At 54.5% G+C, this 24,569-nt stretch carries 24 protein-coding genes and 1 pseudogene; 19 read left to right on the top strand and 6 right to left on the bottom strand.

Features of this window, described 5'->3' with window-relative positions:
- Positions 1-39 precede the first annotated feature (39 nt).
- Positions 40-2,460 carry a glycerol-3-phosphate 1-O-acyltransferase PlsB gene (gene plsB / locus NQ842_RS22710; RefSeq protein WP_014830280.1) on the bottom strand — a complete coding sequence of 807 codons (2,421 nt, stop codon included), beginning with the start codon at positions 2,458-2,460 and terminating at the stop codon, positions 40-42.
- A 154-nt stretch (positions 2,461-2,614) separates the two neighbouring features.
- Between plsB and NQ842_RS22705 the strand changes: the two genes are divergently transcribed.
- The 5 genes and pseudogenes from NQ842_RS22705 (at position 2,615) to NQ842_RS22690 (ending at position 5,432) form a co-directional block, all read left to right on the top strand.
- Complete coding sequence (locus NQ842_RS22705) at positions 2,615-2,983, top strand: diacylglycerol kinase (RefSeq protein WP_050859524.1); 369 nt, start codon at positions 2,615-2,617, stop codon at positions 2,981-2,983.
- 108 nt (positions 2,984-3,091) lie between these two features.
- Positions 3,092-3,700 (top strand): transcriptional repressor LexA, encoded by a 609-nt coding sequence (gene lexA, locus NQ842_RS22700; RefSeq protein WP_014830282.1) that lies wholly within the window; start codon positions 3,092-3,094, stop codon positions 3,698-3,700.
- 64 nt (positions 3,701-3,764) lie between these two features.
- The gene (gene dinF, locus NQ842_RS22695; protein ID WP_014830283.1) at positions 3,765-5,102 is read left to right on the top strand and encodes an MATE family efflux transporter DinF; all 1,338 of its coding nucleotides are present in this window, start codon (positions 3,765-3,767) and stop codon (positions 5,100-5,102) included.
- Positions 5,099-5,173 (top strand): annotated as a pseudogene (locus NQ842_RS23365) (hypothetical protein); the annotation flags it as partial. The gene dinF and the pseudogene NQ842_RS23365, both read left to right, overlap by 4 nt.
- A gap of 49 nt (positions 5,174-5,222) precedes the next feature.
- The gene (locus NQ842_RS22690) at positions 5,223-5,432 is read left to right on the top strand and encodes a CsbD family protein (protein WP_014830284.1); all 210 of its coding nucleotides are present in this window, start codon (positions 5,223-5,225) and stop codon (positions 5,430-5,432) included.
- Between the two features lie 66 nt (positions 5,433-5,498).
- On the opposite strand, the gene zur is transcribed toward NQ842_RS22690, so the two are convergent.
- Positions 5,499-6,011 carry a zinc uptake transcriptional repressor Zur gene (gene zur, locus NQ842_RS22685; RefSeq protein WP_257256361.1) on the bottom strand — a complete coding sequence of 171 codons (513 nt, stop codon included), beginning with the start codon at positions 6,009-6,011 and terminating at the stop codon, positions 5,499-5,501.
- A gap of 114 nt (positions 6,012-6,125) precedes the next feature.
- Between zur and NQ842_RS22680 the strand changes: the two genes are divergently transcribed.
- From NQ842_RS22680 to pspG, 4 genes are all read left to right on the top strand, one after another.
- A complete protein-coding gene (locus NQ842_RS22680; protein WP_014830286.1) occupies positions 6,126-6,614 on the top strand; it encodes a cupin domain-containing protein in 489 nt (162 codons plus the stop codon).
- Positions 6,615-6,834: 220 nt separating this feature from the next.
- Complete coding sequence (traF, locus tag NQ842_RS22675; protein WP_373371744.1) at positions 6,835-8,094, top strand: conjugal transfer protein TraF; 1,260 nt, start codon at positions 6,835-6,837, stop codon at positions 8,092-8,094.
- A gap of 82 nt (positions 8,095-8,176) precedes the next feature.
- Positions 8,177-9,172, top strand: coding sequence for a tRNA dihydrouridine(20/20a) synthase DusA (dusA, locus tag NQ842_RS22670; protein ID WP_014830288.1), 996 nt, complete (start codon positions 8,177-8,179; stop codon positions 9,170-9,172).
- Between the two features lie 136 nt (positions 9,173-9,308).
- Positions 9,309-9,551 carry an envelope stress response protein PspG gene (gene pspG / locus NQ842_RS22665; protein WP_013095061.1) on the top strand — a complete coding sequence of 81 codons (243 nt, stop codon included), beginning with the start codon at positions 9,309-9,311 and terminating at the stop codon, positions 9,549-9,551.
- Positions 9,552-9,736: 185 nt separating this feature from the next.
- Here the strand turns inward: pspG and NQ842_RS22660 are convergent, their stop codons facing one another.
- A complete protein-coding gene (locus tag NQ842_RS22660; protein ID WP_046887569.1) occupies positions 9,737-10,720 on the bottom strand; it encodes a quinone oxidoreductase in 984 nt (327 codons plus the stop codon).
- Between the two features lie 60 nt (positions 10,721-10,780).
- Here NQ842_RS22660 and dnaB point away from each other — a divergent pair, with 60 nt between their 5' ends.
- From dnaB to NQ842_RS22630, 6 genes are all read left to right on the top strand, one after another.
- Positions 10,781-12,193, top strand: coding sequence for a replicative DNA helicase (dnaB, locus tag NQ842_RS22655; RefSeq protein ID WP_013095063.1), 1,413 nt, complete (start codon positions 10,781-10,783; stop codon positions 12,191-12,193).
- 16 nt (positions 12,194-12,209) lie between these two features.
- Positions 12,210-13,289, top strand: coding sequence for an alanine racemase (gene alr / locus NQ842_RS22650; RefSeq protein ID WP_050859518.1), 1,080 nt, complete (start codon positions 12,210-12,212; stop codon positions 13,287-13,289).
- 125 nt (positions 13,290-13,414) lie between these two features.
- The gene (gene tyrB / locus NQ842_RS22645; RefSeq protein ID WP_014830291.1) at positions 13,415-14,608 is read left to right on the top strand and encodes an aromatic amino acid transaminase; all 1,194 of its coding nucleotides are present in this window, start codon (positions 13,415-13,417) and stop codon (positions 14,606-14,608) included.
- A gap of 221 nt (positions 14,609-14,829) precedes the next feature.
- Positions 14,830-15,543 (top strand): acid phosphatase AphA, encoded by a 714-nt coding sequence (aphA, locus tag NQ842_RS22640; protein ID WP_096928752.1) that lies wholly within the window; start codon positions 14,830-14,832, stop codon positions 15,541-15,543.
- Positions 15,544-15,655: 112 nt separating this feature from the next.
- A complete protein-coding gene (locus tag NQ842_RS22635) occupies positions 15,656-16,072 on the top strand; it encodes a secondary thiamine-phosphate synthase enzyme YjbQ (protein ID WP_047360211.1) in 417 nt (138 codons plus the stop codon).
- 2 nt (positions 16,073-16,074) lie between these two features.
- Positions 16,075-16,428: an MmcQ/YjbR family DNA-binding protein gene (locus NQ842_RS22630; protein ID WP_257256359.1), complete on the top strand. Its 354-nt coding sequence runs from the start codon at positions 16,075-16,077 to the stop codon at positions 16,426-16,428.
- 3 nt (positions 16,429-16,431) lie between these two features.
- On the opposite strand, the gene uvrA is transcribed toward NQ842_RS22630, so the two are convergent.
- Positions 16,432-19,254 carry an excinuclease ABC subunit UvrA gene (gene uvrA / locus NQ842_RS22625; protein WP_257256358.1) on the bottom strand — a complete coding sequence of 941 codons (2,823 nt, stop codon included), beginning with the start codon at positions 19,252-19,254 and terminating at the stop codon, positions 16,432-16,434.
- Between the two features lie 251 nt (positions 19,255-19,505).
- On the opposite strand from uvrA, the gene ssb1 reads away from it, so the two are divergent.
- Positions 19,506-20,030: a single-stranded DNA-binding protein SSB1 gene (gene ssb1 / locus NQ842_RS22620; protein WP_008503384.1), complete on the top strand. Its 525-nt coding sequence runs from the start codon at positions 19,506-19,508 to the stop codon at positions 20,028-20,030.
- 62 nt (positions 20,031-20,092) lie between these two features.
- Here ssb1 and NQ842_RS22615 read toward each other — a convergent pair whose 3' ends face one another.
- On the bottom strand, positions 20,093-20,374 hold the full coding sequence (locus NQ842_RS22615; RefSeq protein WP_008503385.1) for a YjcB family protein: 282 nt from the start codon (positions 20,372-20,374) through the stop codon (positions 20,093-20,095).
- Positions 20,375-21,045: 671 nt separating this feature from the next.
- Here NQ842_RS22615 and NQ842_RS22610 point away from each other — a divergent pair.
- Entirely contained in the window at positions 21,046-22,611 is a 1,566-nt protein-coding gene (locus NQ842_RS22610) for an EAL domain-containing protein (protein ID WP_047360212.1), read from the top strand.
- 6 nt (positions 22,612-22,617) lie between these two features.
- Here NQ842_RS22610 and soxS read toward each other — a convergent pair whose 3' ends face one another.
- The gene (soxS, locus tag NQ842_RS22605; RefSeq protein WP_013095071.1) at positions 22,618-22,944 is read right to left on the bottom strand and encodes a superoxide response transcriptional regulator SoxS; all 327 of its coding nucleotides are present in this window, start codon (positions 22,942-22,944) and stop codon (positions 22,618-22,620) included.
- 97 nt (positions 22,945-23,041) lie between these two features.
- Here soxS and soxR point away from each other — a divergent pair, with 97 nt between their 5' ends.
- Together soxR and NQ842_RS22595 are read left to right on the top strand one after the other, a co-directional pair.
- A complete protein-coding gene (gene soxR / locus NQ842_RS22600; protein ID WP_013095072.1) occupies positions 23,042-23,500 on the top strand; it encodes a redox-sensitive transcriptional activator SoxR in 459 nt (152 codons plus the stop codon).
- 314 nt (positions 23,501-23,814) lie between these two features.
- The gene (locus NQ842_RS22595) at positions 23,815-24,486 is read left to right on the top strand and encodes a glutathione S-transferase family protein (RefSeq protein ID WP_014830297.1); all 672 of its coding nucleotides are present in this window, start codon (positions 23,815-23,817) and stop codon (positions 24,484-24,486) included.
- Positions 24,487-24,569: the final 83 nt, after the last annotated feature.

The raw sequence follows: 24,569 nt of genomic DNA, 5'->3' as shown, positions 1-24,569 counted from the left end.
GAGCCGGGTAAGGCGAAGCCGCCACCCGGCTTTTTCACATCACTCGCCCTGCGTCGCACTCTCAATCGTCAAACGCACGTCGGAGGTAATCAGCTCTGCCAGCATCTGATACACCTTCAGCGTCTCTTCCGGCTCGGCATCGCCCGTGTCGCTAATGAACCCTTCATCACGCAGCGTCAGTACCAGTGAACTGAAGACCGCTTTGTCGAAGAATTCCGGGGCGTTGATGCCGTGCAGAACGGACAGACGCTGCGCCAGCGTCCGACTCTCTTTCTCCAGCGTACCGCGGTTAATGGATGGGTTCGCGCTCAGCAGCCAGAAGGTGATAGCGTAGCGCTGCAGCGTTTCACGCGCACCCGCCGCCAGCAGTTGCAGCGTGCGGGAGCGTGACGGATTAATATGCAGCTCATCGTTAACGACGGTAATCAGCCCCTGACGACGCAACTCCTCGGTCATTTTATCCAGCTCAATCGCCAGTTCATCCTTGCTCCAGCGCAGGAACAGCTCTGCTTTCAGCATCGGATAGAGCGTCTCCACATGACGCAGCAGCTCCTGACGAGAAATACGGCGATGCTGGGTAATGATCGCCGCCATCAGCGACGGTAGCATCAGCATGTGGGCGATATTGTTACGATAGTAGGTCATCAGCACCGCCTGCTCGCGCGGGAGAATGATGATGTCGCCAATCGTATCTTTCTCGACTTCAAACTTGTTCATCTGCAGCGCATGGTCGATCAGCTCGCTCGCCGTGCTGGCAGGCGTCGTTGAATCCACCGAATAGGGAACGTTGCGCATCAGGTCAAGATAGCAATCCAGCTGCTCCGTAAGCTGTTCACGGGTCAGCGAGCGTTGACGTGACGCCAGCAGTGCAGTACAGCACAGGTTCATGGCGTTTGCGGCACCGGCGTTGTTAATACGCACCATCAGCTCAGCCGCGATACCGTTAACCGTTGGCGTCAGCCAGGCCGGACGCACCGCTTCGATAGGATCGATAGACTCGCGCCACTCAGGGACATGGTTGTTCAGGTACGTCATCAACGGCATTGGCTCGCCGAAGTTCACGTAGCCCTGGCCGAGATTGCGTAACTTGCTCAGACCGCGCAGCATCTGCGGCAGGCTCTCTTTCTCTTTGGTCGCCCCACGCAGCTCTTTGGCGTAAGTCCCCACTTCCATGACGTGCTCGTAGCCAATGTAAATGGGTACCAGCGTGATCGGACGGGTACCGCCGCGCAGCATTGCCTGGATGGTCATCGACAGCGTGCCGGTTTTCGGATCCAGCAGACGGCCGGTGCGTGAACGTCCCCCCTCCACGAAGTACTCAACGGAATAACCGCGGCTGAACAGCTCGCCCAGATATTCGCGGAACACGGTAGAGTAGAGCTTGTTGCCCTTAAAGGTACGACGAATAAAGAACGCCCCCAGACGGCGGAAAATCGGGCCTGCTGGCCAGAAGTTCAGGTTGATACCGGCCGCGATGTGCGGAGGCACCAGTCCCTGGTGATAAAGCACATACGAGAGAAGCAGGTAGTCCATGTGGCTGCGGTGGCAGGGCACATAAACAATTTCATGGCCGTCATGCGCCAGTTGGCGAACGCGCTCGGCGTTATGGACGTTAATGCCCTGATAGAGGCGGTTCCATGTGAAGCCAAGGATGCGGTCAGAAAGACGGATCATCTCATAGGAGAAGTTCGCGGCGATCTCTTCCATCAGCGCAATAGCGTTCTGCTGTGCTTTTTCGTGAGAAATCTTCTTAGTGCGCGCTTCGTCTTCAACGGCACGGGCGATCGCTTTGGAGGCCAGCAGCTTGTTGAACAGGTCCTGACGTGCCGGAAGACGCGGTCCCACGGCGGCCAGACGCTGACGAGCGAAATGCATGCGCGCCACGCGCGCCAGTTTTTGCGCGATGATCTTATCGGTGCCGTGCTCGTCCGCCATTCTGCGCAGCGAGACGGAAGGGGAGAAACGCACAAAGCTGTCGCGTCCCAGCCAGGAGACGGCGAAGAATTTCTGGATGCCATTAAGCATGCGTAACGGTGGGTTCTCTTCCCCTTTTTCGCGGCCCGGACGACGACCAAACATCACTGACACCGGCACCATTTGCACATCCAGATCGGGATTGCTGCGATGCAGGTCGAGATAGTCGTGGAACAGCTTAATGGACTCTTCTTTTGGCGTGTAATAGGTAAACACGCGTGGCCCACCGTGAATGAATACGTATCGCGGCAACAGCGTACCGTCGACTTCTAACGGTTCAAGCGGGTCAGGTAAGTCATGCGCCAGACATTGGGCGCGAAGCGTCAGCAAGTCTGCCTTCGAGTTGTAAGGCAAAACATACATAATAGGGCGCGACGTATCGAGCCCCAATTCCAGCGCGGGTTCTGCTGGGATAGACTTACTTTTTACCAGGACGCTTAATGGTAAATTAAGTAATTTGTAGTAAATTCGTGGCCAGCCAGACATAAACGATGTAAAGCCTCTGGTTAATAATGCAATTGCGGCGCAAGGATAACAGAAAGCGCGCGAAATTACTGTTGTTACCCGTCATACTTCAGGCTACAGCGCAACACGTTGCGCCTCCTGTTATTGACGCTATTTCAAATAAAAGGTTCTTTTAATGGCCAATAATACCACTGGGTTAACCCGAATCATCAAAGCCGCCGGCTATTCCTGGAAAGGTTTCCGTGCCGCGTGGATCAACGAAGCCGCATTTCGCCAGGAGGGCATCGCCGCAATTGTCGCCGTGATTATCGCCTGTTTCCTTGATGTTGATGCGATGACCCGCGTGCTGCTGATCGGCTCTGTACTGTTGGTGATGATAGTGGAAATTCTTAATAGCGCTATTGAGGCCGTTGTAGACCGTATCGGCTCTGATTTCCATGAGCTCTCTGGCCGGGCGAAAGACATGGGGTCTGCTGCCGTGTTGCTGGCGATTATTACTGCAGCTATTACCTGGGTCACGCTGCTTTGGTCACATTTCCGATGAGCCTCGAGGAATAATTAAGTCCCTGGTTTTTTGTGCAGTTTTTGGTTCCAAAATCGCCTTTGACTGTATATACTCACAGCATAACTGTATATACACCCAGGGGGCGGAATGAAAGCGTTAACGACCAGGCAGCAAGAGGTGTTTGATCTCATCCGGGATCATATCGGCCAGACGGGTATGCCACCCACGCGTGCGGAAATCGCTCAGCGTCTGGGCTTCCGTTCTCCGAACGCTGCCGAGGAACACCTGAAAGCGCTGGCGCGTAAAGGCGTGATTGAAATTGTATCGGGTGCTTCACGCGGTATCCGCCTGCTGGTGGAAGAAGAGACAGGCATTCCGCTGATAGGCCGCGTCGCTGCAGGTGAACCTCTGCTGGCGCAACAGCATATCGAAGGCCACTACCAGGTTGATCCTGGCATGTTCAAACCGAGCGCGGATTTCCTGCTGCGCGTAAGCGGTATGTCCATGAAAGACATCGGTATTCTTGACGGCGATCTGCTTGCGGTGCATAAAACGCAAGACGTGCGTAACGGCCAGGTTGTCGTGGCACGCATCGATGATGAAGTGACGGTTAAGCGTCTGAAAAAACAGGGCAATACCGTCCAGTTGTTGCCGGAAAACAGCGAGTTTTCCCCCATTGTGGTTGACCTGCGCGAGCAAAACTTCTCTATCGAGGGGCTGGCAGTAGGGGTTATTCGCAATGGAGAATGGCTGTAATCTCATCCTGACAGGCTACGGATCCGCCGTGGCCTGATCCCTCATCCACTCCCGGTATTTTTTCATGTCACTGCTGACGGCATCCGATAAGGCATTGTGGCGTCTTGCACTGCCGATGATTTTTTCCAATATCACCGTTCCGCTGCTGGGGCTGGTGGATACGGCAGTTATTGGTCACCTTGATTCACCCATCTATCTGGGCGGCGTGGCGATTGGCGCAACGGCGACCAGCTTCCTTTTTATGCTCCTGCTTTTTTTGCGCATGAGCACCACCGGACTCACGGCGCAGGCGTACGGTGCTAAAGATCCTTTGCGTCTGGCGCGTGCGCTGGTTCAGCCGTTAATTCTGGCGCTTGGGGCCGGCGCGTTAATCGCTATATTGCGTACCCCACTGATTGACCTGGCGCTGCATATCGTTGGCGGCAGCGAAGCGGTACTGGAGCAGGCACGACGCTTCCTTGAAATTCGTTGGCTCAGTGCGCCCGCGTCGCTGGCCAATCTGGTCCTGCTGGGGTGGTTACTCGGCGTGCAGTACGCCCGCGCGCCCGTGATCCTGCTGGTGGTAGGCAACCTCCTCAACATCGTGCTCGATCTCTGGCTGGTGATGGGCCTGCACATGAATGTGCAGGGTGCGGCACTGGCGACGGCGATTGCTGAATACGGGACGTTTATCCTCGGTCTGTGGATGGTCTGGCGGGTGCTGGTCATGCGCGGGATCTCTCTTGCGCTGCTGAAGAGCGCATGGCGCGGTAATATTCGCACGCTGTTGGCGCTCAATCGCGACATCATGCTGCGCTCCTTGCTGCTCCAGCTCTGCTTCGGCGCACTGACGGTCTTTGGCGCACGGCTTGGGCCAGACATCGTTGCGGTGAATGCCGTTCTGATGACGCTGCTGACCTTTACCGCCTATGCGCTGGATGGCTTTGCCTATGCTGTCGAAGCGCATTCCGGCCAGGCATATGGCGCACGTGAAAGTGGTCAGCTGCGGGATGTCTGGCGGGCGGCCTGTCGGCAGTCGGGGCTGGTGGCGCTGGTGTTTGCGCTGATTTACGCCTGTTTTGGCGAACAGATTATTGCGTTACTGACCTCCCTTCCTGCACTGCGCGAGCTGGCAAGCCATTACCTCATCTGGCAGGTCATTTTGCCGGTGGTGGGGGTCTGGTGTTACCTGCTGGACGGCATGTTTATTGGCGCGACGCGAGGTGCGGAGATGCGTAACAGCATGGCGGTGGCGGCGGCTGGTTTTGCCCTGACGTTACTGACGCTCCCCTGGCTGGGTAACCATGGCTTATGGCTCTCTCTGGCGGTCTTTCTCGCATTGCGGGGGGTGTCGCTGGGCTTTATCTGGTACCGTCACTGGCAAAACAATACCTGGCTTCCTTCCCGTCACGATATATCGTGACGGTTAAAGATTCCGAATATGAAATAAACCGCCGAATCCTTAACTACAATTATTATCACGTCCAGCAGAAAAGAACGTAACGGACGTTACGAACCGACGCTTAACTATGAGGACACGATGATGAATAAAGACGAAATCGGCGGCAACTGGAAGCAGTTCAAAGGTAAAGCGAAAGAACAGTGGGGTAAGCTGACGGATGACGATATGACGGTCATCGAAGGTAAACGCGATCAGCTTGTCGGGAAAATTCAGGAACGTTACGGCTACGCGAAAGACCAGGCTGAAAAAGAAGTCGGCGACTGGGAAAAACGCAACGACTACCGTTGGTAAGCGGATAATACCCGCAAGTACAAGGAAGTACTCCCTGAGGGCGGCCATGAGCCGCCTTTACTATGATTAGCGTGGCTTTTTCTTTACGAGGATCGAGTGGTCGTGGTGGCATTCATCCTGATGCCGACAGGCCTCTACTTCGACACACACTGAGCACAGACCATGCGCTTCAATCACATTATGACGCAAAGCAAAGCCCATTCTGGCTGCGAGCGTATGCATAATATCTTCTACGCCTTCCGCACCTTCTTCTTTCACCACGCCACAACGGTCGCAGATAAACATGGCCGATGTGTGGGTTGGCTGGTCAAAAAGATGACATAGCACATAGCTGTTTGTGGATTCGACCTTGTGTACAAACCCTTGTTCTAACAGGAAATCGAGTGCACGATAGACCGTAGGCGGTTTAGCCTGCGGCTCGCTTTCGCGCAGCAGATCGAGCAGGTCGTATGCGCTGATGGCGCCCTGTTGCAGGCTCATCAGGCGTAATACTTCAAGGCGCTGCGGAGTCAGGCGCACATTGCGTTGCGCGCACAGCTTCTCTGCCTGCGCTAACAGCTCTTTTGTGGACTTATCCATTCAGCACCTCGGATGTTATAGGATGGAAACCCTCACTTTATCATGTTCTGGTAAAAACGCCGAGATCCGCCAGGCTGTGCTATACCTGACCCATCGCAAACCGGGAAATTAACCATGAAAAAACCTGACTGTATTCGGCACTGGCGAGATGTGGAAGAGCCAGATAATTCAACCTATCCCGACAGTAACGAGCTTTTCTCTATCGGTGCACCGCTGGCCCGCCACCTTGGCCTTCGGCGGATTGGTATTCACCACGAACGTTTGCCGCCCGGACGTCGAACCTCCTATCCCCACGCGGAAAGCGACGAAGAGGAGTTCATCTATGTGCTGGAAGGGTATCCGGAAGCCTGGATTAACGGCTATTTGTGGAAGCTCGAACCCGGCGACAGCGTAGGCTTTCCCGCTGGTACAGGCATCTGCCATACCTTTATTAATAACACTGAAGAAGAGGTGCGATTACTGGTGGTTGGCGAGGCTAATAAGAAGCACAACCGAATCTACTATCCGCTTAATCCGGAGTATGCCGCCACGCGTGAAGATCGCTGGGTTGATCATCCCCCTCAGTTCTTTGGGCCGCACGATGGAAAACCTGGGAAAAAATAATTTCCTCTTCTATAAATATTGAGGGCCGTCACAAATAACAACAGGCCTGTCCGGAGTTTTACTTAAGGAAATAGCGGGTCTTTTTGTACTTATTCACAGCAATAGTTCGTTCCTGTTTGGGTGATAACAGACAGGGTGATGTTATTAACGACAATAAGACGAGCATACTGTGAAAAAACATTTTAAATTTTCGGTGGTTAGCATCGCTGTCTCCCTGTTTATGGCAAATCAGGCGGGAGCAGCCAATACCTGGACAGAATCACGTAGCGACGCAATGGGTGGCACGGGCGTTGCTTCAGGCAGCTATGGCAGCGGGGTGTTAATCAACCCCGCGCTGCTGGCAAAGGCAAAACCGGACGATGATGTGACGGTTATTTTACCGTCCGTCGGCGTGCAGGTGACGGATGAAGACAATCTTCAGGATGAGATTGATACCATCAACGACAAAATCAAACACTACAAGGATGTGGTTGATAGCCTTACCCCCATTGAAGTGATTACCAACCCGCTGGGCTCAATCGATCAGTTCCAGGGCGCGGCAAAAGATCTTGCCGATGAACTGGACTATCTCAAGGGCAAAACTGCACGTGCAACGGCAGGCGCGGGGATTGCGGTGAGTATCCCTAACGATGGGCTCTCCGTGGCCTTTATGGCGAAAGGCTATGCCCACGGGCGCGTCAGCTCTTCTATTGATCAGCAAGATATTGACTACCTGCGCGGTATTCAAAACAGTGATGCGGTGGCGGCGGGGGTTGCACTGGATGCGGCCCTGAACGGTACCGATCAAATCACAAAAAACCTCAACTCTACGGCGTCTGGCCGGGCGGCGATTGTCTCCGATTATGGTGTTGCGATTGCCCGTCAGTTCGATCTGGGTGGCGTCCCGGTTTCCCTTGGCGTCACGCCGAAGCTGCAGAAAACATGGGTCTATAACTACACCACCTCCATTTACGATTACGACAGTAACAAGTGGAACGACAGCCGCTACCGGACAGACGATACCGGCTTTAACGTGGATGCGGGTATCGCGGCAGATTTCGGCGAACACTGGACGGTCGGGGTGAGTGGGCAAAACCTGATGTCACGCGATATCGACACCAAAGATATTCGCATCCGCAACGGGCGCACGGGGGAAGTGGTGAGCTATAAAGACACCTATCAAATCCGTCCGCTGGTGACGGCGGGGGCTGCCTGGCACAACGATCTGGTGACCCTGACCGCCGATGGCGATCTGACAGAAACCAAGGGCTTTAAAAGCGAGGATACCTCGCAGTATGTTGGCGTAGGTGCGGAAGTGACGCCGCTGAGCTGGCTGGCCGTGCGTGCGGGTTATCGCGCCGATATGAAAGGGAATGACAGTAACGTCTTTACCGGTGGTGTCGGTTTTGCACCGTTTAACACGGTTCACGTCGACCTGATGGGGCTCTACGGTGAAGATGAAACCTGGGGCGCCGGGGCGCAGTTGAGTATGACGTTCTAAAGGGCACCGGAGGCGTTGCGCCTCCGGCTTTTCTTTATGCTATAGTAGCGCCCCTTTTCCACCAGATGCTTAAAACTTCGCCATGTCGTCAGAACACCAGACTGCTTTTCCTGCACACCGTTTCTCCATTGCGCCCATGCTCGACTGGACGGACAGACACTGCCGCTATTTCCTGCGCCAGCTTTCCCGCCATACGTTGCTGTACACCGAAATGGTCACCACTGGTGCGATTATTCACGGGAAGGGCGACTATCTGGCGTACAGCGAAGAAGAGCATCCGGTAGCCCTGCAGCTGGGCGGCAGCGATCCGGCCGCGCTGGCGCACTGTGCAAAGCTGGCAGAAGCGCGTGGCTACGACGAAATTAACCTTAACGTTGGCTGTCCGTCCGATCGCGTGCAAAACGGCATGTTCGGCGCCTGTCTGATGGGGAACGCACAGCTGGTAGCGGACTGCATCAAGGCGATGCGCGATGTGGTCTCCATTCCCGTGACGGTGAAAACCCGTATCGGTATTGACGACCAGGACAGCTACGAATTCTTGTGTGATTTCATCAATACGGTTGCCGGAAAGGGCGAGTGCGGGATGTTTATCATCCACGCGCGTAAGGCCTGGCTCTCTGGCCTGAGCCCGAAAGAGAACCGTGAAATTCCGCCGCTGGACTACCCTCGCGTGTACCAGCTGAAGCGTGATTTCCCGCATCTGACGATGTCGATTAACGGCGGCATCAAGTCGCTCGACGAGGCCAAAACACATCTGGCGCATATGGATGGTGTGATGGTCGGTCGCGAGGCATATCAGAATCCGGGCATTCTGGCGACGGTCGATCGCGAAATCTTTGGCGTTGAAGGGGCAGACAGCGATCCGGTTGCGGTAGTGAGAGCCATGTATCCGTACATCGAACGCGAGTTGAGCAACGGTACGTATCTCGGCCATATCACCCGCCATATGCTCGGCCTGTTCCAGGGGATCCCCGGGGCGCGCCAGTGGCGTCGCTATCTCAGCGAGAACGCCCATAAAGCCGGTGCCGATATTGAGGTGCTGGAACACGCGCTGCGTCTGGTCGCAGATAAACGATAAATCTCACTAAAAAATCGTCAAATTCACCACGCCCCGCACAGCATTGCGGGGCGTTTTGCTTTAAGAACAATGGGTTAGTGTTGGCATGGATCTTGTAATGCTTACTGCATTATTCGGGAACTCGTGGGAGAGCACCATGCTGGAACTACTTTTTGTGATTGGCTTTTTTGTCATGCTGTTAGCGACAGGCGTTTCGCTGCTCGGCATTCTGGCAGCGCTTGTGGTGGCGACGGTAGTCATGTTTATTGGTGGATTATTTGCCCTGACGATCAAACTTCTGCCGTGGCTGCTGCTGGCCGTTGCAGTGGTGTGGGTGATACGGGCGATTAAATCACCAAAACTGCCCACTTATCAGCGTAATAACCGCTTTCGTTACTAAGGTATTGAGGGGTTCGTCACATACCTGCAACTTTCCCGGCGGCATTGCTTAGAACGGAATAGGATTTACTTATCGAATCTGTCACTATGACTGCCGCTAAAGAATTCATCGAGCTGTACCCTACATACAGCCGAACTAAAAAAAAGAAAGGGCTTCCTCAGGGAAGCCCAATTTCTTTTATGGGATCAGGGAATTAACAGACTTGACCCCTGCGTTGACCGGCTCTCCAGCACCTCATGCGCACGTTGCGCATCGCTTAGCGCGTACTTCTGCGCATCTGCCACATCCACTTTGATGACCCCGCTTGCAATCAGTGAGAACAGCTCGTTGCTGGCTTCGAGCAACTCTTCGCGATTGGTGATGTAACCCTGCAGGGATGGGCGCGTGACATACAACGAGCCTTTCTGGTTCAGAATACCCAGATTTACCCCGGTCACCGCACCTGACGCGTTGCCGAAGCTCACCATCAGACCGCGGCGCTGCAGGCAATCCAGAGACGCTTCCCAGGTATCTTTCCCTACCGAGTCATACACCACGCGCACTTTCTTGCCGCCGGTTACCTCTTTTAAGCGTTCAACAATGCTCTCTTCCCGGTAGTTAATCACCTGCCATGCACCGGCCTGCAGCGCACGCTGGGCTTTTTGCGCGCTTCCTACGGTGCCGATCAGTTTTGCGCCTAGCGCTTTGGCCCACTGGCAGGCGATCAGCCCCACGCCGCCTGCCGCAGCATGGAACAGGAACTGCTCGTCGGGTTTGATTTCATAGGTTTTGCGCAGCAGATAATAGACCGTCAGCCCTTTCAGGAAGGAGGCCGCGGCCTGTTCAAACGAAATGGCATTGGGCAGGAGGGCAACTTTGTCAGCCGGAACGTTGTGCACGGAGCTGTAAGCGCCCAGCGCCGATTGCGCATACACCACGCGATCGCCTTCTTTAATATGCTTAACGGCGCTGCCCACTTTGCTGACCACGCCCGCCGCTTCGGTGCCCAGACCGCTCGGCAGTGACGGCGGTGGATAGAGGCCGCCGCGAATATAGGTGTCGATGTAGTTAATGCCGATGGCTTTATTTTCAACCTGTACTTCATTTTCGCCAGGCGCGGCGGGGGTAAACTCCACCGCGTTGAGTACGTCAGGGCCACCATGCTTGTGAAATTCAATACGTGTTGCCATGCTTCCTCCAGAATGTGGTAATCTTTCGACCCACTCTTTATCTCGGTAACTCCATTCACTATGGCAGGAAACAAACCCTTCAACAAACAGACTGAACCTCGTGAGCGTGATTTTCAGGTCGCCGGGTTAAAAGTCCCGCCGCACTCGATTGAAGCGGAACAGTCGGTGTTGGGCGGTTTAATGCTGGATAACGAGCGCTGGGACGACGTTGCCGAGCGCGTCGTGTCCGACGATTTCTACACCCGCCCGCACCGCCACATCTTCACCGAAATGGCGCGTCTGCAGGAATCCGGTAGTCCGATTGACCTGATTACGCTCGCGGAATCGCTGGAGCGGCAGGGGCAACTGGACAGCGTTGGCGGTTTTGCTTATTTAGCGGAACTTTCGAAAAACACACCAAGTGCGGCGAACATCAGTGCCTATGCGGATATCGTCCGCGAACGTGCCGTTGTTCGTGAGATGATCTCCGTTGCGAATGAAATCGCCGAAGCGGGCTTTGATCCGCAGGGTCGCACCAGCGAAGACCTGCTCGATCTCGCAGAATCCCGTGTCTTTAAAATCGCCGAAAGTCGCGCCAATAAAGACGAAGGCCCGAAAAATATCGCCGATGTCCTTGATGCCACCGTTGCCCGTATTGAACAGCTCTTCCAGCAGCCGCACGATGGCGTAACCGGGGTTAACACCGGCTATGACGATCTCAATAAGAAAACCGCAGGCCTGCAGCCGTCGGATTTGATTATCGTCGCTGCGCGTCCGTCGATGGGTAAAACCACGTTTGCGATGAACCTCGTCGAAAACGCGGCGATGTTGCAGGATAAACCGGTCTTGATCTTCAGTCTGGAGATGCCATCAGAGCAGATCATGATGCGTTCTCTGGCGTCGCTGTCACGTGTGGATCAGACCCGAATCCGTACCGGTCAGCTCGACGATGAGGACTGGGCGCGTATCTCCGGCACCATGGGGATCCTGCTGGAAAAACGTAACATCTATATTGATGACTCCTCCGGCCTGACGCCGACAGAAGTGCGCTCCCGTGCGCGCCGTATCGCCCGTGAGCACGGCGGTATTGGCCTTATCATGATCGATTACCTTCAGCTGATGCGCGTGCCGTCGCTTTCCGATAACCGTACGCTGGAGATTGCGGAAATTTCCCGCTCGCTCAAGGCATTAGCCAAAGAGCTGCATGTGCCGGTCGTGGCGCTCTCGCAGCTTAACCGCTCCCTGGAACAACGTGCCGACAAACGCCCGGTCAACTCCGACCTGCGTGAATCCGGCTCCATCGAGCAGGATGCCGACTTAATCATGTTCATCTACCGTGATGAGGTTTATCACGAGAACAGCGACCTGAAAGGGATCGCCGAAATTATTATCGGTAAACAACGTAACGGCCCTATCGGTACGGTACGTCTGACCTTTAACGGACAGTGGTCGCGTTTTGACAACTATGCCGGTCCTCAATATGATGATGAGTAATTTCTAAGGAAATCAAATGCAAGCGGCAACTGTTGTGATTAACCGCCGCGCTCTGCGACACAACCTGCAACGTCTGCGTGAACTGGCGCCCGCCAGTAAACTTGTTGCAGTCGTGAAAGCGAACGCTTACGGACACGGTCTTCTTGAGACCGCGCGAACGCTCCCCGATGCCGACGCCTTTGGCGTTGCCCGTCTTGAAGAAGCCCTCCGCCTGCGCGCGGGGGGGATCGCCCAACCGATTTTATTGCTCGAAGGTTTTTTTGAGGCTGCAGACCTGCCGACCATTGCAGACCAGCATCTGCACACGGCGGTACACAACGAAGAACAGCTTTCCGCACTCGAAACCGCTGAGCTGAGTGAGCCAGTCACCGTCTGGATGAAGCTCGACACGGGCATGCACCGTCTGGGTGTACGCCCGGAAAACGCGCAGGCGTTTTATCAGCGTCTGTGCCAGTGCAAAAACGTCCGCCAGCCGGTGAATATCGTCAGCCATTTTGCCCGGGCTGATGAGCCTGATTGCGGCGCCACTGAACAGCAGCTCGATATCTTTAACACCTTCTGCGAAGGCAAGCCGGGTATGCGCTCTATCGCGGCTTCTGGCGGGATTTTACTGTGGCCGCAGTCGCACTTCGACTGGGCGCGTCCGGGCATTATTCTTTACGGCGTATCGCCGCTGGAGAACAGACCCTGGGGGCCGGACTTTGGTTTCCAGCCGGTGATGTCTCTGGTGTCTAAGCTGATTGCAGTGCGCGAGCATAAAGCGGGTGAGCCGGTGGGTTACGGCGGCACCTGGACCAGCGAGCGTGACACCCGACTGGGGGTGGTAGCGATGGGGTATGGTGACGGTTATCCACGCGCCGCGCCGTCCGGTACGCCGGTTCTGGTCAATGGCCGCGAAGTAACGATTGTCGGTCGCGTGGCGATGGACATGATTTGCGTAGATCTCGGCCCCGATGCGCAGGACAAAGCAGGCGACGATGTGATGATGTGGGGTGACGGTTTGCCCGTCGAACGCATCGCGGAAATAACGAAAGTGAGTGCTTACGAACTTATTACGCGCCTGACGTCAAGGGTGGCGATGAAGTATATCGACTAAACTGCTGTGAATGCCGGGGGGCAGCGTTGCCTGACCCGGCATGAAACAGGTTAAACGCTCGATCTTCTGTCATATCCGGTTTATTGTTGAATTCCCTGCCTCATCGAATTCCGGAGAACCATCGCGTGTTTCAGAAAGTTGACGCCTACGCCGGCGACCCCATTCTCTCCTTAATGGAGCGTTTCAAAGAAGATCCTCGCAGCGACAAAGTGAACCTCAGCATTGGTCTGTATTACAACGAGGACGGCATTATTCCTCAGTTGAAAGCGGTTGCTGAAGCGGAAGCGCGTCTTAGCGCCGCCCCGCACGGTGCTTCTCTTTATCTGCCGATGGAAGGGCTCAATACTTACCGTAACGCCATCGCGCCGCTGCTGTTTGGTGCCGATCACGCGGTGCTGGCGCAAAAGCGCGTGGCGACTATCCAGACGCTGGGCGGTTCAGGCGCGCTTAAAGTGGGTGCGGATTTCCTGAAAAAATACTTCCCGGATTCAGGGGTATGGGTCAGCGATCCTACCTGGGAAAACCACGTGGCGATCTTTGAGGGTGCCGGCTTTAAGGTGGCGACCTATCCATGGTTCGACAGCGAAACCAACGGCGTACGCGTTGACGCGCTGCTGGAAAAGCTGAATACCCTGCCAGAGCGCAGTATTGTGCTGCTGCATCCGTGCTGCCATAACCCGACGGGGGCAGACCTTACCAACGCCCAGTGGGACGCGGTAATTGAGGTGCTGAAGGCGCGCAACCTGATCCCATTCCTCGACATCGCCTATCAGGGCTTTGGTGCCGGGATGGAAGACGATGCCTATGCCATCCGCGCCGTGGCCAGCGCCGGGCTGCCCGTTCTGGTCAGCAACTCTTTCTCAAAAATCTTCTCCCTGTACGGCGAGCGCGTAGGTGGCCTTTCCGTGGTGTGCGAAGACGCCGAAGCGGCGAGCCGTGTGCTGGGTCAGTTGAAGGCGACCGTACGTCGCATCTACTCCAGCCCGCCTAACTTTGGCGCGCAGGTGGTGGCGACCGTGCTCGGTGACGAACAGCTGAAAGCCAACTGGCTTGCCGAAGTGGAATCCATGCGTAAGCGCATTCTGTCGATGCGTCAGGAGCTGGTTAATGTCCTGAAGGAGGCCGTACCGGGACATAACTTTGACTATCTGCTTAAACAGCGCGGGATGTTCAGCTACACCGGTCTGAGCGCCGCACAGGTCGATCGTCTGCGCGAAGAGTTTGGTGTCTACCTGATTGCCAGCGGACGTATGTGCGTGGCGGGTCTGAATGCCAGTAACGTTCATCGCGTGGCGCAGGCGTTTGCTGCTGTAATGTAAGTACTCACTATCATTTATTCCTCCCTCTCCCTGTGGGAGAGGGCCGGGGTGAGGGCATCAGGCCGTTCAGGTCGACATCTCGCTTTGTGATCTTCTTCTTTTTATTCAGTTTCATAAGCAAAAACTCCTTCCCTTCATCTCCCGCTGGGGTTATGGTCGGATAGATTTTTGACCAGTCGCTCAAATTAAAACGATAACAAACTGAATATTCAGGGGAAAATATGCGCAAGATCACACTGGCGCTCAGCGCCGCCTGCTTATTGTTCTCGCTTAACAGTACGGTCGTCGCGCGCGCTTCCGCACCGACGCCGCTTTACACCGGCACCACTGCTGCCATTCTGGCTGAACAAGCCCCCATTCACTGGGTTTCTGTGGCTCAGATTGAAAACAGCCTGATGGGTCGCCCGCCAATGGCCGTGGGCTTCGACATTGACGATACCGTCCTCTTCTCAAGCCCGGGTTTCTGGCGTGGTAAAAAAACATACTCACCGGACAGCGAAGCGTATCTGCAAAATCCTGAGTTTTGGGAAAAGATGAACAACGGCTGGGACGAATTCAGCATCCCGAAAGAGGTGGCCCGCGCGCTCATCGATATGCACGTTAAGCGTGGCGACAGCATTTACTTCGTAACCGGGCGCAGCCAGACCAAAACGGAAACGGTCTCTAAAACGCTGCAGGACGATTTCCGCATCCCGGCGGCCAGCATGAACCCGGTGATTTTCGCTGGCGACAAACCGGGACAAAACACCAAAACCCAGTGGCTGGAGCAGAAAAATATCAAAGTCTTCTACGGCGATTCTGATAACGATATCAGCGCCGCGCGTGATGTGGGTGCCAGAGGAATCAGGGTGTTACGCGCCTCTAACTCGACCTATCGACCGCTGCCGATGGCCGGGAAGTTTGGCGAAGAGGTCATTGTGAACTCTGAATATTAAACCGTTGGCGGCGAGTTTGGCTCTTTTTTAAGCAAATCTCGTCGCTGCGGGTTTTACCTTTCGCCTTCTTGCTGCACACTTAGAAAGATTCACTTTCATAACGGAGCAGCACATGTGGTACCAACAGACCCTGACCTTAAGCGCTAAACCTCGCGGATTTCATCTGGTGACTGACGAAGTTATCGGGCAAATCCGCGACCTGTCGCGCGTCAAAACGGGTTTGCTGCATCTGCTGCTTCAGCACACGTCGGCCTCTCTCACGCTTAATGAAAATTGCGATCCCACCGTCCGGTCTGACATGGAGCAGCATTTTCTGAAGACCGTTCCGGACAATGCCCCTTACGATCACGACTATGAGGGGGCGGATGACATGCCTTCGCATATCAAATCTTCGCTGCTGGGCGTATCGCTGATGCTGCCGGTTCATAACGGGCGGCCATTGCTGGGAACATGGCAAGGGATCTGGCTGGGAGAACATCGCATTCACGGTGGTTCGCGTAAAATTATCGCAACGCTACAAGGGGAATAAAGATGACAATTTCGGAGCTACTTCAGTACTGCATGAGTAAGCCTGGCGCGGAGCAGAGTGTGCACAGCGACTGGAAAGCTACGCAGATTAAAGTGGGAGATGTCTTGTTTGCGATGGTGAAAGAGGTGGAAGGCCGCCCGGCGGCATCGCTGAAAACCAGCCCGGAACTGGCGGAGCTATTACGTCAGCAGCACGATGACGTCCGGCCAAGTAAACATCTGAACAAAGCGCACTGGAGTACGGTCTATCTCGATGGTTCCATCCCGGGGTCGCAGATTTACTACCTGGTGGACGCATCTTATAAGCAGGCGGTTGAGCTGCTGCCGGAAGCGACCCGACAGCAACTCTCCGTGTGACGATTACAGCAACGGTTTGAGGAAGCGTGCGGTGTGCGAGACTTCGCACTCTGCAACGGTCTCTGGCGTACCGGAGACGAGGATTTCACCGCCGCCGCTGCCGCCTTCCGGGCCGAGATCGACGATCCAGTCCGCGGTTTTAATCACGTCCAGGTTGTGCTCAATGACCACAATGGTGTTGCCCTGATCGCGAAGCTGATGCAGAACGTCGAGCAACTGCTGGATATCCGCAAAGTGCAGACCGGTGGTCGGCTCATCGAGAATATACAGCGTCTGCCCGGTACCACGTTTGGATAGCTCACGCGCCAGCTTCACGCGCTGCGCTTCACCTCCAGAGAGCGTGGTTGCTGACTGCCCCAGACGAATGTAGGTCAGACCTACGTCCATCAGCGTTTGCAGCTTACGCGCCAGCGCAGGAACGGCATCAAAGAACTCGCGCGCCTCTTCAATGGTCATATCCAGCACTTCGTGGATGGTTTTGCCTTTGTACTTAATCTCCAGCGTTTCACGGTTATAGCGTTTGCCTTTGCACTGGTCGCACGGCACGTAGATATCCGGCAGGAAGTGCATCTCAACCTTGATCACGCCGTCGCCCTGGCATGCTTCGCAGCGGCCGCCGCGAACGTTAAAGCTGAAACGTCCTGGCGTGTAGCCGCGCGAACGCGCTTCCGGTACACCCGCGAAGAGTTCACGGACGGGCGTGAAGACGCCGGTATAGGTTGCCGGGTTGGAACGCGGTGTACGGCCGATCGGGCTTTGATCAATGTCGATAACCTTATCGAAATGCTCCAGCCCCTGGATATCGCGGTACGGTGCAGGTTCGGCAAGCGTCGCGCCGTTCAGCGCCGTCTGCGCAATCGGGAACAACGTATCGTTGATCAGCGTCGACTTACCGGAACCGGATACACCGGTGATACAGGTAAACAGACCCACCGGCAGCGTCAGGGTCACGTCTTTCAGGTTGTTGCCGCGAGCGCCGGTGAGCTTAAGCACTTTTTCCGGGTTCGCCGGCACGCGCTGTTTCGGCACCTCAATCTTGCGCTTGCCGCTCATGTACTGGCCGGTTAACGATTCGGGCACTGCCATAATGTCTTTCAGGGTGCCTTCTGCGACCACCTGGCCGCCGTGCACACCCGCACCCGGGCCGATGTCGATAACATGGTCGGCAGCACGGATGGCATCTTCGTCGTGCTCGACCACAATCACCGTGTTGCCGAGGTTACGCAGGTGGATCAGCGTACCGAGCAGACGCTCGTTGTCGCGCTGGTGCAGGCCGATGGACGGTTCGTCCAGGACATACATGACGCCCACCAGGCCGGCACCAATCTGGCTGGCCAGACGGATACGCTGGGCTTCACCGCCGGACAGCGTCTCTGCGGAGCGAGAAAGCGTCAGGTAGTTCAGGCCGACGTTCACCAGGAATTTCAGACGATCGCCGATCTCTTTCAGCACTTTTTCGGCAATCTTCGCACGCTGGCCGGAGAGCTTCAGGTTGTTGAAGAAGTCCATCGCGTGGCCGATGCTCATGTCTGAGATGGTCGGCAGCGCCGTGTTTTCGACAAACACGTGGCGAGCTTCACGACGCAGACGCGTGCCGTCACAGGTGGCGCAGGAGCGGTTGCTGATGAACTTCGCCAGCTCCTCACGCACCGCGCTGGATTCAGTCTCTTTGTAGCGCCGCTCCATGTTGTGCAGCACCCCTTCGAACGGGTGGCGACGCACGGAGGTATCGCCGCGATCGTTCATGTATTTGAACTCGATGTTCTCTTTACCGGAACCGAACAGGATCACTTTGTGCACGTTCGGGCTCAGGCTGGCCCACGGCGCTTCCACGTCGAACTTATAGTGCTCTGCCAGCGATTTGAGCATCTGGAAGTAGTAAAAGTTACGCTTATCCCAGCCGCGGATCGCACCGCCAGCCAGCGACAGTTCAGGATTCTGGATCACCCGATCCGGGTCGAAATACTGCTGTACGCCCAGACCGTCACACGTCGGGCAGGCACCCGCCGGGTTGTTAAAGGAGAACAGACGTGGCTCCAGCTCGCGCATACTGTAGCCGCAAATCGGGCAGGCAAAGTTGGCGGAGAAGAGCAGTTCTTCCGCGTTCGGGTCGTCCATATCGGAGACCACCGCCGTACCGCCAGAGAGTTCCAGTGCGGTTTCAAAGGATTCCGCCAGACGCGTCGCCAGATCGTCACGCACTTTAAAGCGGTCAATCACCACTTCGATGGTGTGCTTCTTCTGCAGCTCCAGCTTGGGGGGATCCGACAGGTCACATACCTCGCCATCAATACGGGCGCGGATATACCCCTGGCTTGCCAGGTTTTCCAGCGTTTTGGTGTGCTCGCCCTTACGCTCTTTGATGATGGGCGCAAGCAGCATCAGGCGTTTGCCCTCCGGCTGCGACAGCACGTTATCCACCATCTGGCTCACGGTCTGCGCCGCCAGTGGGACGTCGTGATCCGGGCAGCGCGGCTCACCCACACGGGCGTAGAGCAGACGCAGGTAGTCATGAATTTCGGTAATGGTACCGACCGTTGAACGCGGGTTGTGGGAAGTAGACTTCTGCTCGATAGAGATAGCAGGAGACAACCCTTCAATGTGGTCGACATCCGGTTTTTCCATCAGCGACAGGAACTGACGCGCGTACGCAGAGAGTGATTCAACGTAACGACGCTGTCCTTCGGCATATAAAGTGTCGAAAGCCAGTGAGGATTTGCCAGACCCCGAAAGCCCGGTCACGACGATGAGTTTGTCGCGAGGGATTATGAGGTTGATATTCTTGAGATTGTGGGTGCGGGCGCCCCGAACTTCGATCTTATCCATTCACCTTTCCCGGTTGGAACACGGATTGCCTGGTTTGTTTGAAGGACAACCGGCTGTCAGAAACGGCTAATTATGACACAATTTAACCTGTTTGAATATACAGTATTGGAATGCATTTTCTGTTTAGCTGTGTAACAATGTCGAGTTCGCGAGAGATTTCTGAACCCGCCACGCAACTATGCAAATTGACGCGTGGAAATGGTACACTCGCGCGTTTACACTATTAAGAAACGTATTCAGGAGACACGAACATGGCCAGCAGAGGCGTAAACAAGGTGATTCTCGTCGGTAATCTGGGCCAGGACCCGGAAGTACGCTACATGCCGAGTGGTGGTGCAGTTGCCAACATTACGCTGGCTACTTCCGAATCCTGGCGTGACAAAGCGACCGGTGAGATGAAAGAGCAGACCGAATGGCACCGCGTTGTGCTGTTTGGCAAACTGGCAGAAGTGGCCGGTGAGTACCTGCGTAAAGGTTCTCAGGTTTATATTGAAGGCCAGTTGCGTACCCGCAAATGGACCGATCAGTCCGGCGCTGAGAAATACACCACTGAAGTGGTGGTAAACGTTGGCGGCACCATGCAGATGCTGGGTGGCCGTCAGGGCGGTGGCGCACCAGCAGGTGGCGGCCAGCAGCAGGGCGGTTGGGGCCAGCCTCAGCAGCCACAGGGCGGCAACCAGTTCAGCGGCGGCGCGCAGTCTCGCCCGCAGCAGCAATCCGCACCGGCACCGTCTAACGAACCACCAATGGACTTCGACGACGACATTCCGTTCTGATTCACGGATATGCAAAATAAAAAACCCAGACATCGGTCTGGGTTTTTTTATTCAGTCAGGTATCAGGTAATTACCATCGGCCAGTCTGGTGGCGTATGGCTCATTGCCTCAACCATCACTACTTTAATATTTTCCCAGACGGCGGCAATATCCAGCAGGGTGATACCAAGCAGACCCGTTGCGAACCAGCAAGCCGCGCCCAGTCCTAACAGCGTACTGATAACCGCAAGACCCGCGTAGTCAGATTTACGAAACTGAATGTTCAGCGTGCTGGCTAAAAACATCAGTACCGCACTCAACAAAGGCCAGCGCAGGAGAACCATGCTGGTAGTAATGGTTGCCATAAAACCCATCCTCTCCAAAACAGACGAACTGAATGAAACAGTGTTTCTCGTTACATGATATGTGTGAACTATATCACATTTGTTGATTTATTCGCCAGTGCCTGTGTGCGCATAATGGGCATTTTATTGCTCTGGAAAAGAGAGGTTACAGGAGGGAACGGCTTCGACATCCGCGGGAGCGAACCCACAACGTGCCGGATCCAACGTCCTCTGGGCGAGCGGGGGGAGAGCAACGGTGGAGGAACGGACTCGCCGGCGATGGCACTTTTATAAGTGGAACGTTATTCTCGGCTAATCCTGGAAATATTGTGGTAATAGCTGAACATTTATAAAACATTGATCAAAATACACCCGCGAAAATAGTATAAAACGTCATGTTGACGTTGTACTTTTTTCATGCTGCCAGAAGTTTGGCTTAATCAACGATCCTCTGTTGCGTTATCTTCAAACCCCGGGTCCAGGCTGGATAAATATTTCCCTTAATAGAAACGGAACGAATACTTTTAGTTTAGCTTACGGACAAATATTATCGTCATAACGAAATTTAAGATTTTTAATACTAAAAGTCAGTTGCTAACTTCGCATGATTCATGCAACGTAATCACCTGTTTATCAAAGCATCCGGCCTTCAATACTACAGGCGTACAACATGCAGGGATATAGGGCGGGAAATGAATCGTAGCGCGCGGCGCAAGATGCTCAGAGTGGTAGGGATCATCATGGTAGTTATGCTGCCGGTGATGCTTGCCCTATGGTTTGCCCAGCTTAGAGCCGTGTCGGAAACAAGCGCGCAGTTACGCACCTTTGCTGAACTGGCTTTAGACAAAACTGAACTGGTTATTGAACAGGTTGATCTGGCCCGGGGCGAGGCGGAAAAATATCAGGGTAAAGTTTGTACGCCGTCACATCGCCAATATATGTTGAACGTGGTTCGTGGCCGTCTGTTCATCGCTGATTTAATTTATGCCGAAGGTCAGAATTTTCGTTGTTCATCCATTTTTACCCCGGATCAGCCCTACGCGATCTCCCCCGCTAATTACACCCGTAAACCCGATATCGCTATCTATTATTATCGTGATACGCCATTTTTCACTGGCTATAAAATGACATATATGCAGCGCGGGAATTATGTCGTGGTGGTTAATCCGCTTTCGTACAGTGAAGTGATGTCGAACGATCATTCCCTCTCCTGGGGAGTGTATGACACGGTGACGAATGCCTTCTTTTCCGTCAGTCAGAAAGCCAACGTTTCTTTATTAAACTCGATGATTCGGGATAAGGACGTGGTATTTCAAAAAGATGACCGTTTTTATACGGTGGTGAAGTCTGATAAACGTCCTATCGCCGCCATCGTTTCCACATCGAATAAACGCTTTTATGAAACGCTCTACCATCAGGCGACGCTGACGCTGCCGTTGGGAATGATCTGCAGTATCATTATTTTGTTGGTCTGGTCTCGCACTCATCGTGAACTCAACTCCCCCGGGCGGTTACTGCACCGGGCGCTCAATAAACGCCAGCTATGTGTCCATTATCAACCGATTATTGATATCAAGAATAACCGGTGCGTTGGAGCAGAGGCGTTGTTGCGCTGGCCTGGCTTTAACGGGCCGGTCATGAGCCCGGCGGAATTTATTCCGCTGGCGGAAAAAGAGGGGATGAGCGAACGGATTACGGATTATGTGGTGGAAGAGGTGTTCAGCGATCTGGGCCATTTCCTGGCGACGCATCCGGACCTCTATATTTCGATTAACCTGTCGGCCACTGATTTCCACTCCTCGCGATTGATCGCCATGATTTCCGACAAGGCGCGGCACTATGCCGTGCGTGCGCAGCAGATCAAAATCGAGGTCACGGAACGCGGATTTATTGATGTGCCGAAAACCACGCCGGTCATCCAGGCCTTCCGTCAGGCAGGTTATGAAGTGGCGATCGATGATTTTGGTACGGGTTACTCGAACCTGCACAACCTCTACTCGCTGAATGTCGATATTCTGAAAATCGACAAATCCTTTATCGACACCTTAACCACCAACAGCACCAGCCATCTTATCGCCGAGCACATTATCGAGATGGCGCAGAGCCTGCGGCTCAAAACCATTGCGGAAGGGGTAGAAACTGCCGAGCAGGTAAGCTGGTTGTTGAAGCGCGGCGTACAGTTCTGTCAGGGATGGCACTTCGCGAAAGCGATGCCGCCCCAGGAGTTTATGACCTGGCAGCAGCAACCTTTACACTGATAAACCTTAATTCAACTGGTGACGGTAATCGCTCGGCGTGCGATCAAACTCGCGGCGAAACACGCGGGAAAAGGTTTGTTGCGACACATACCCCAGATCCATCGCGATATCAAAAATGGGCCGCTGCGTAGAGCGTAACGCCTGCGCCGCCAGCAGTAACCTGCGCTGACGAATGTACTCACCCAGCGTCTGGTGCATAACGGTCCGGAACATTCTCTGTAAATACCATTTCGAATAGCCCGACTTTTTAGCGACCACATCAATGTTCAACGGTTGGTCGATATGTTCATCAATCCATTCAATAAGTGTCTGAATAATTTGCTGATGCGACATACGGTTGCCCTCTGTAGATACAACTTTCCTGGTTGATTCGTCGTTTTCTCTGCGGGGGAGTATAATTCCTCAAGTTAACTTGAGGTAAAGAGGTTTTATGGAAAAGAGATTGCCGAGAATAAAAGCGCTTTTAACCCCGGGTGAAGTGGCTAAACGAAGCGGTGTGGCGGTATCGGCGCTCCACTTCTATGAAAGTAAAGGGTTAATTAAAAGCATTCGTAATGCCGGAAACCAGCGGCGCTACACCCGTGACGTACTCCGCTACGTAGCCATTATCAAAATTGCGCAACGAATCGGAATTCCCCTGGCCACCATCGGCGAAGCGTTCGGCGTGCTACCGGAAGGCCACACGCTAAGTCCGAAGGAGTGGAAAGAGCTGTCATCCCAGTGGCGTGAGGAGCTGGACCGGCGTATTCATACGCTGGTGGCGCTGCGCGACGAGCTGGACGGCTGCATCGGTTGCGGCTGTTTGTCGCGTAGCGATTGCCCGTTACGCAACCCCGGTGACAAATTGGGCGAACAGGGGACGGGGGCGCGGCTGCTGGAGGAGGATTGAGATCTGTTTTCCGGGTGGCGGTTGCGCCTTACCCGGCAAAAAGCATAATAAAGAACTAAAGCGCCACATAAGGGCGCTTTAGTTTTTTCCGGTCTTTGTCTTTCTCTCTATCCCGCTGGCTCACGGGAGGGTTTCCCCCGACATCAGCACCCCTCATGTCGAGCTGGTTGAGGAGGTTCCGGTTTGTGCTGACACTTTAATTCTACGCAAGGTCCGTTTTTTCGCCAGCCGACCTGACCGTTTTTTAGGCGAATTTTTTTCGCGGTGTTGTTCAATTTTCTATAGTTAAAAAGTATGAATAACAGGAGAGAACCATGCTCACGGTACACCATCTCAACCAGTCGCGCTCGCACCGCGTGATCTGGGCTCTGGAAGAACTTTCTCTGCCCTATGAGATCGTTCACTACCAGCGCGAAAAGAACATGCTGGCTCCCGAGGCCCTTAAACGCGTGCATCCGTTGGGCAAGTCTCCGGTCATCGAAGACAACGGGCTGATCCTTGCCGAATCGGGTGCCATTCTGGAGTACCTGCAGGAAACCTACGACACAGAATCGCAGCTTAAGCCGCTGGATCCTGCCCATAAAGTGCAATACCGCTTCTGGCTGCACTATGCAGAAGGTTCACTTATGCCGCTACTGTTAATGAAGCTGGTTTTTAACAGCCTCGGTAAACCGCCTGTGCCGTTTGGAATACGAACGCTGGGGAAAGCGCTGGGACAGGGAGTACAAAAAGCGTATCTCAACCGCCAGCTGGAAACCCACGCGCGGTTTATTGAGTCACACCTGGCTCAACATAGCTGGTTTGCCGGAGATAAACTCAGCATGGCCGATATTCAGATGAGTTTCCCGATTTTTGCCCTGCTGGCGCGGGGCGGTATCGAGGATCTTCCGCACACCCATGCATGGAAGAAAAAGGTCGAAAGTTGTCCTGCCTGGCAGAGAACGCTGGAACAAGGTGGGCCATTAACGATTCCGGGGGAAGGGTGATTTGTAACCTGATTGCGCATTAACGATAACGTTTGCGCATCCTCTGCTTATTTCTTCGTCGTCATAAGGGAAATTTAGCGAAA

Origin of the sequence: Enterobacter cloacae complex sp. R_G8, from assembly GCF_024599795.1 — a bacterium.
Taxonomy (GTDB): Bacteria; Pseudomonadota; Gammaproteobacteria; order Enterobacterales; family Enterobacteriaceae; genus Enterobacter; species Enterobacter dissolvens.
Note: the sequence above shows the minus strand (reverse complement) of the source record. Positions and strands in the feature narration are given on the sequence as shown.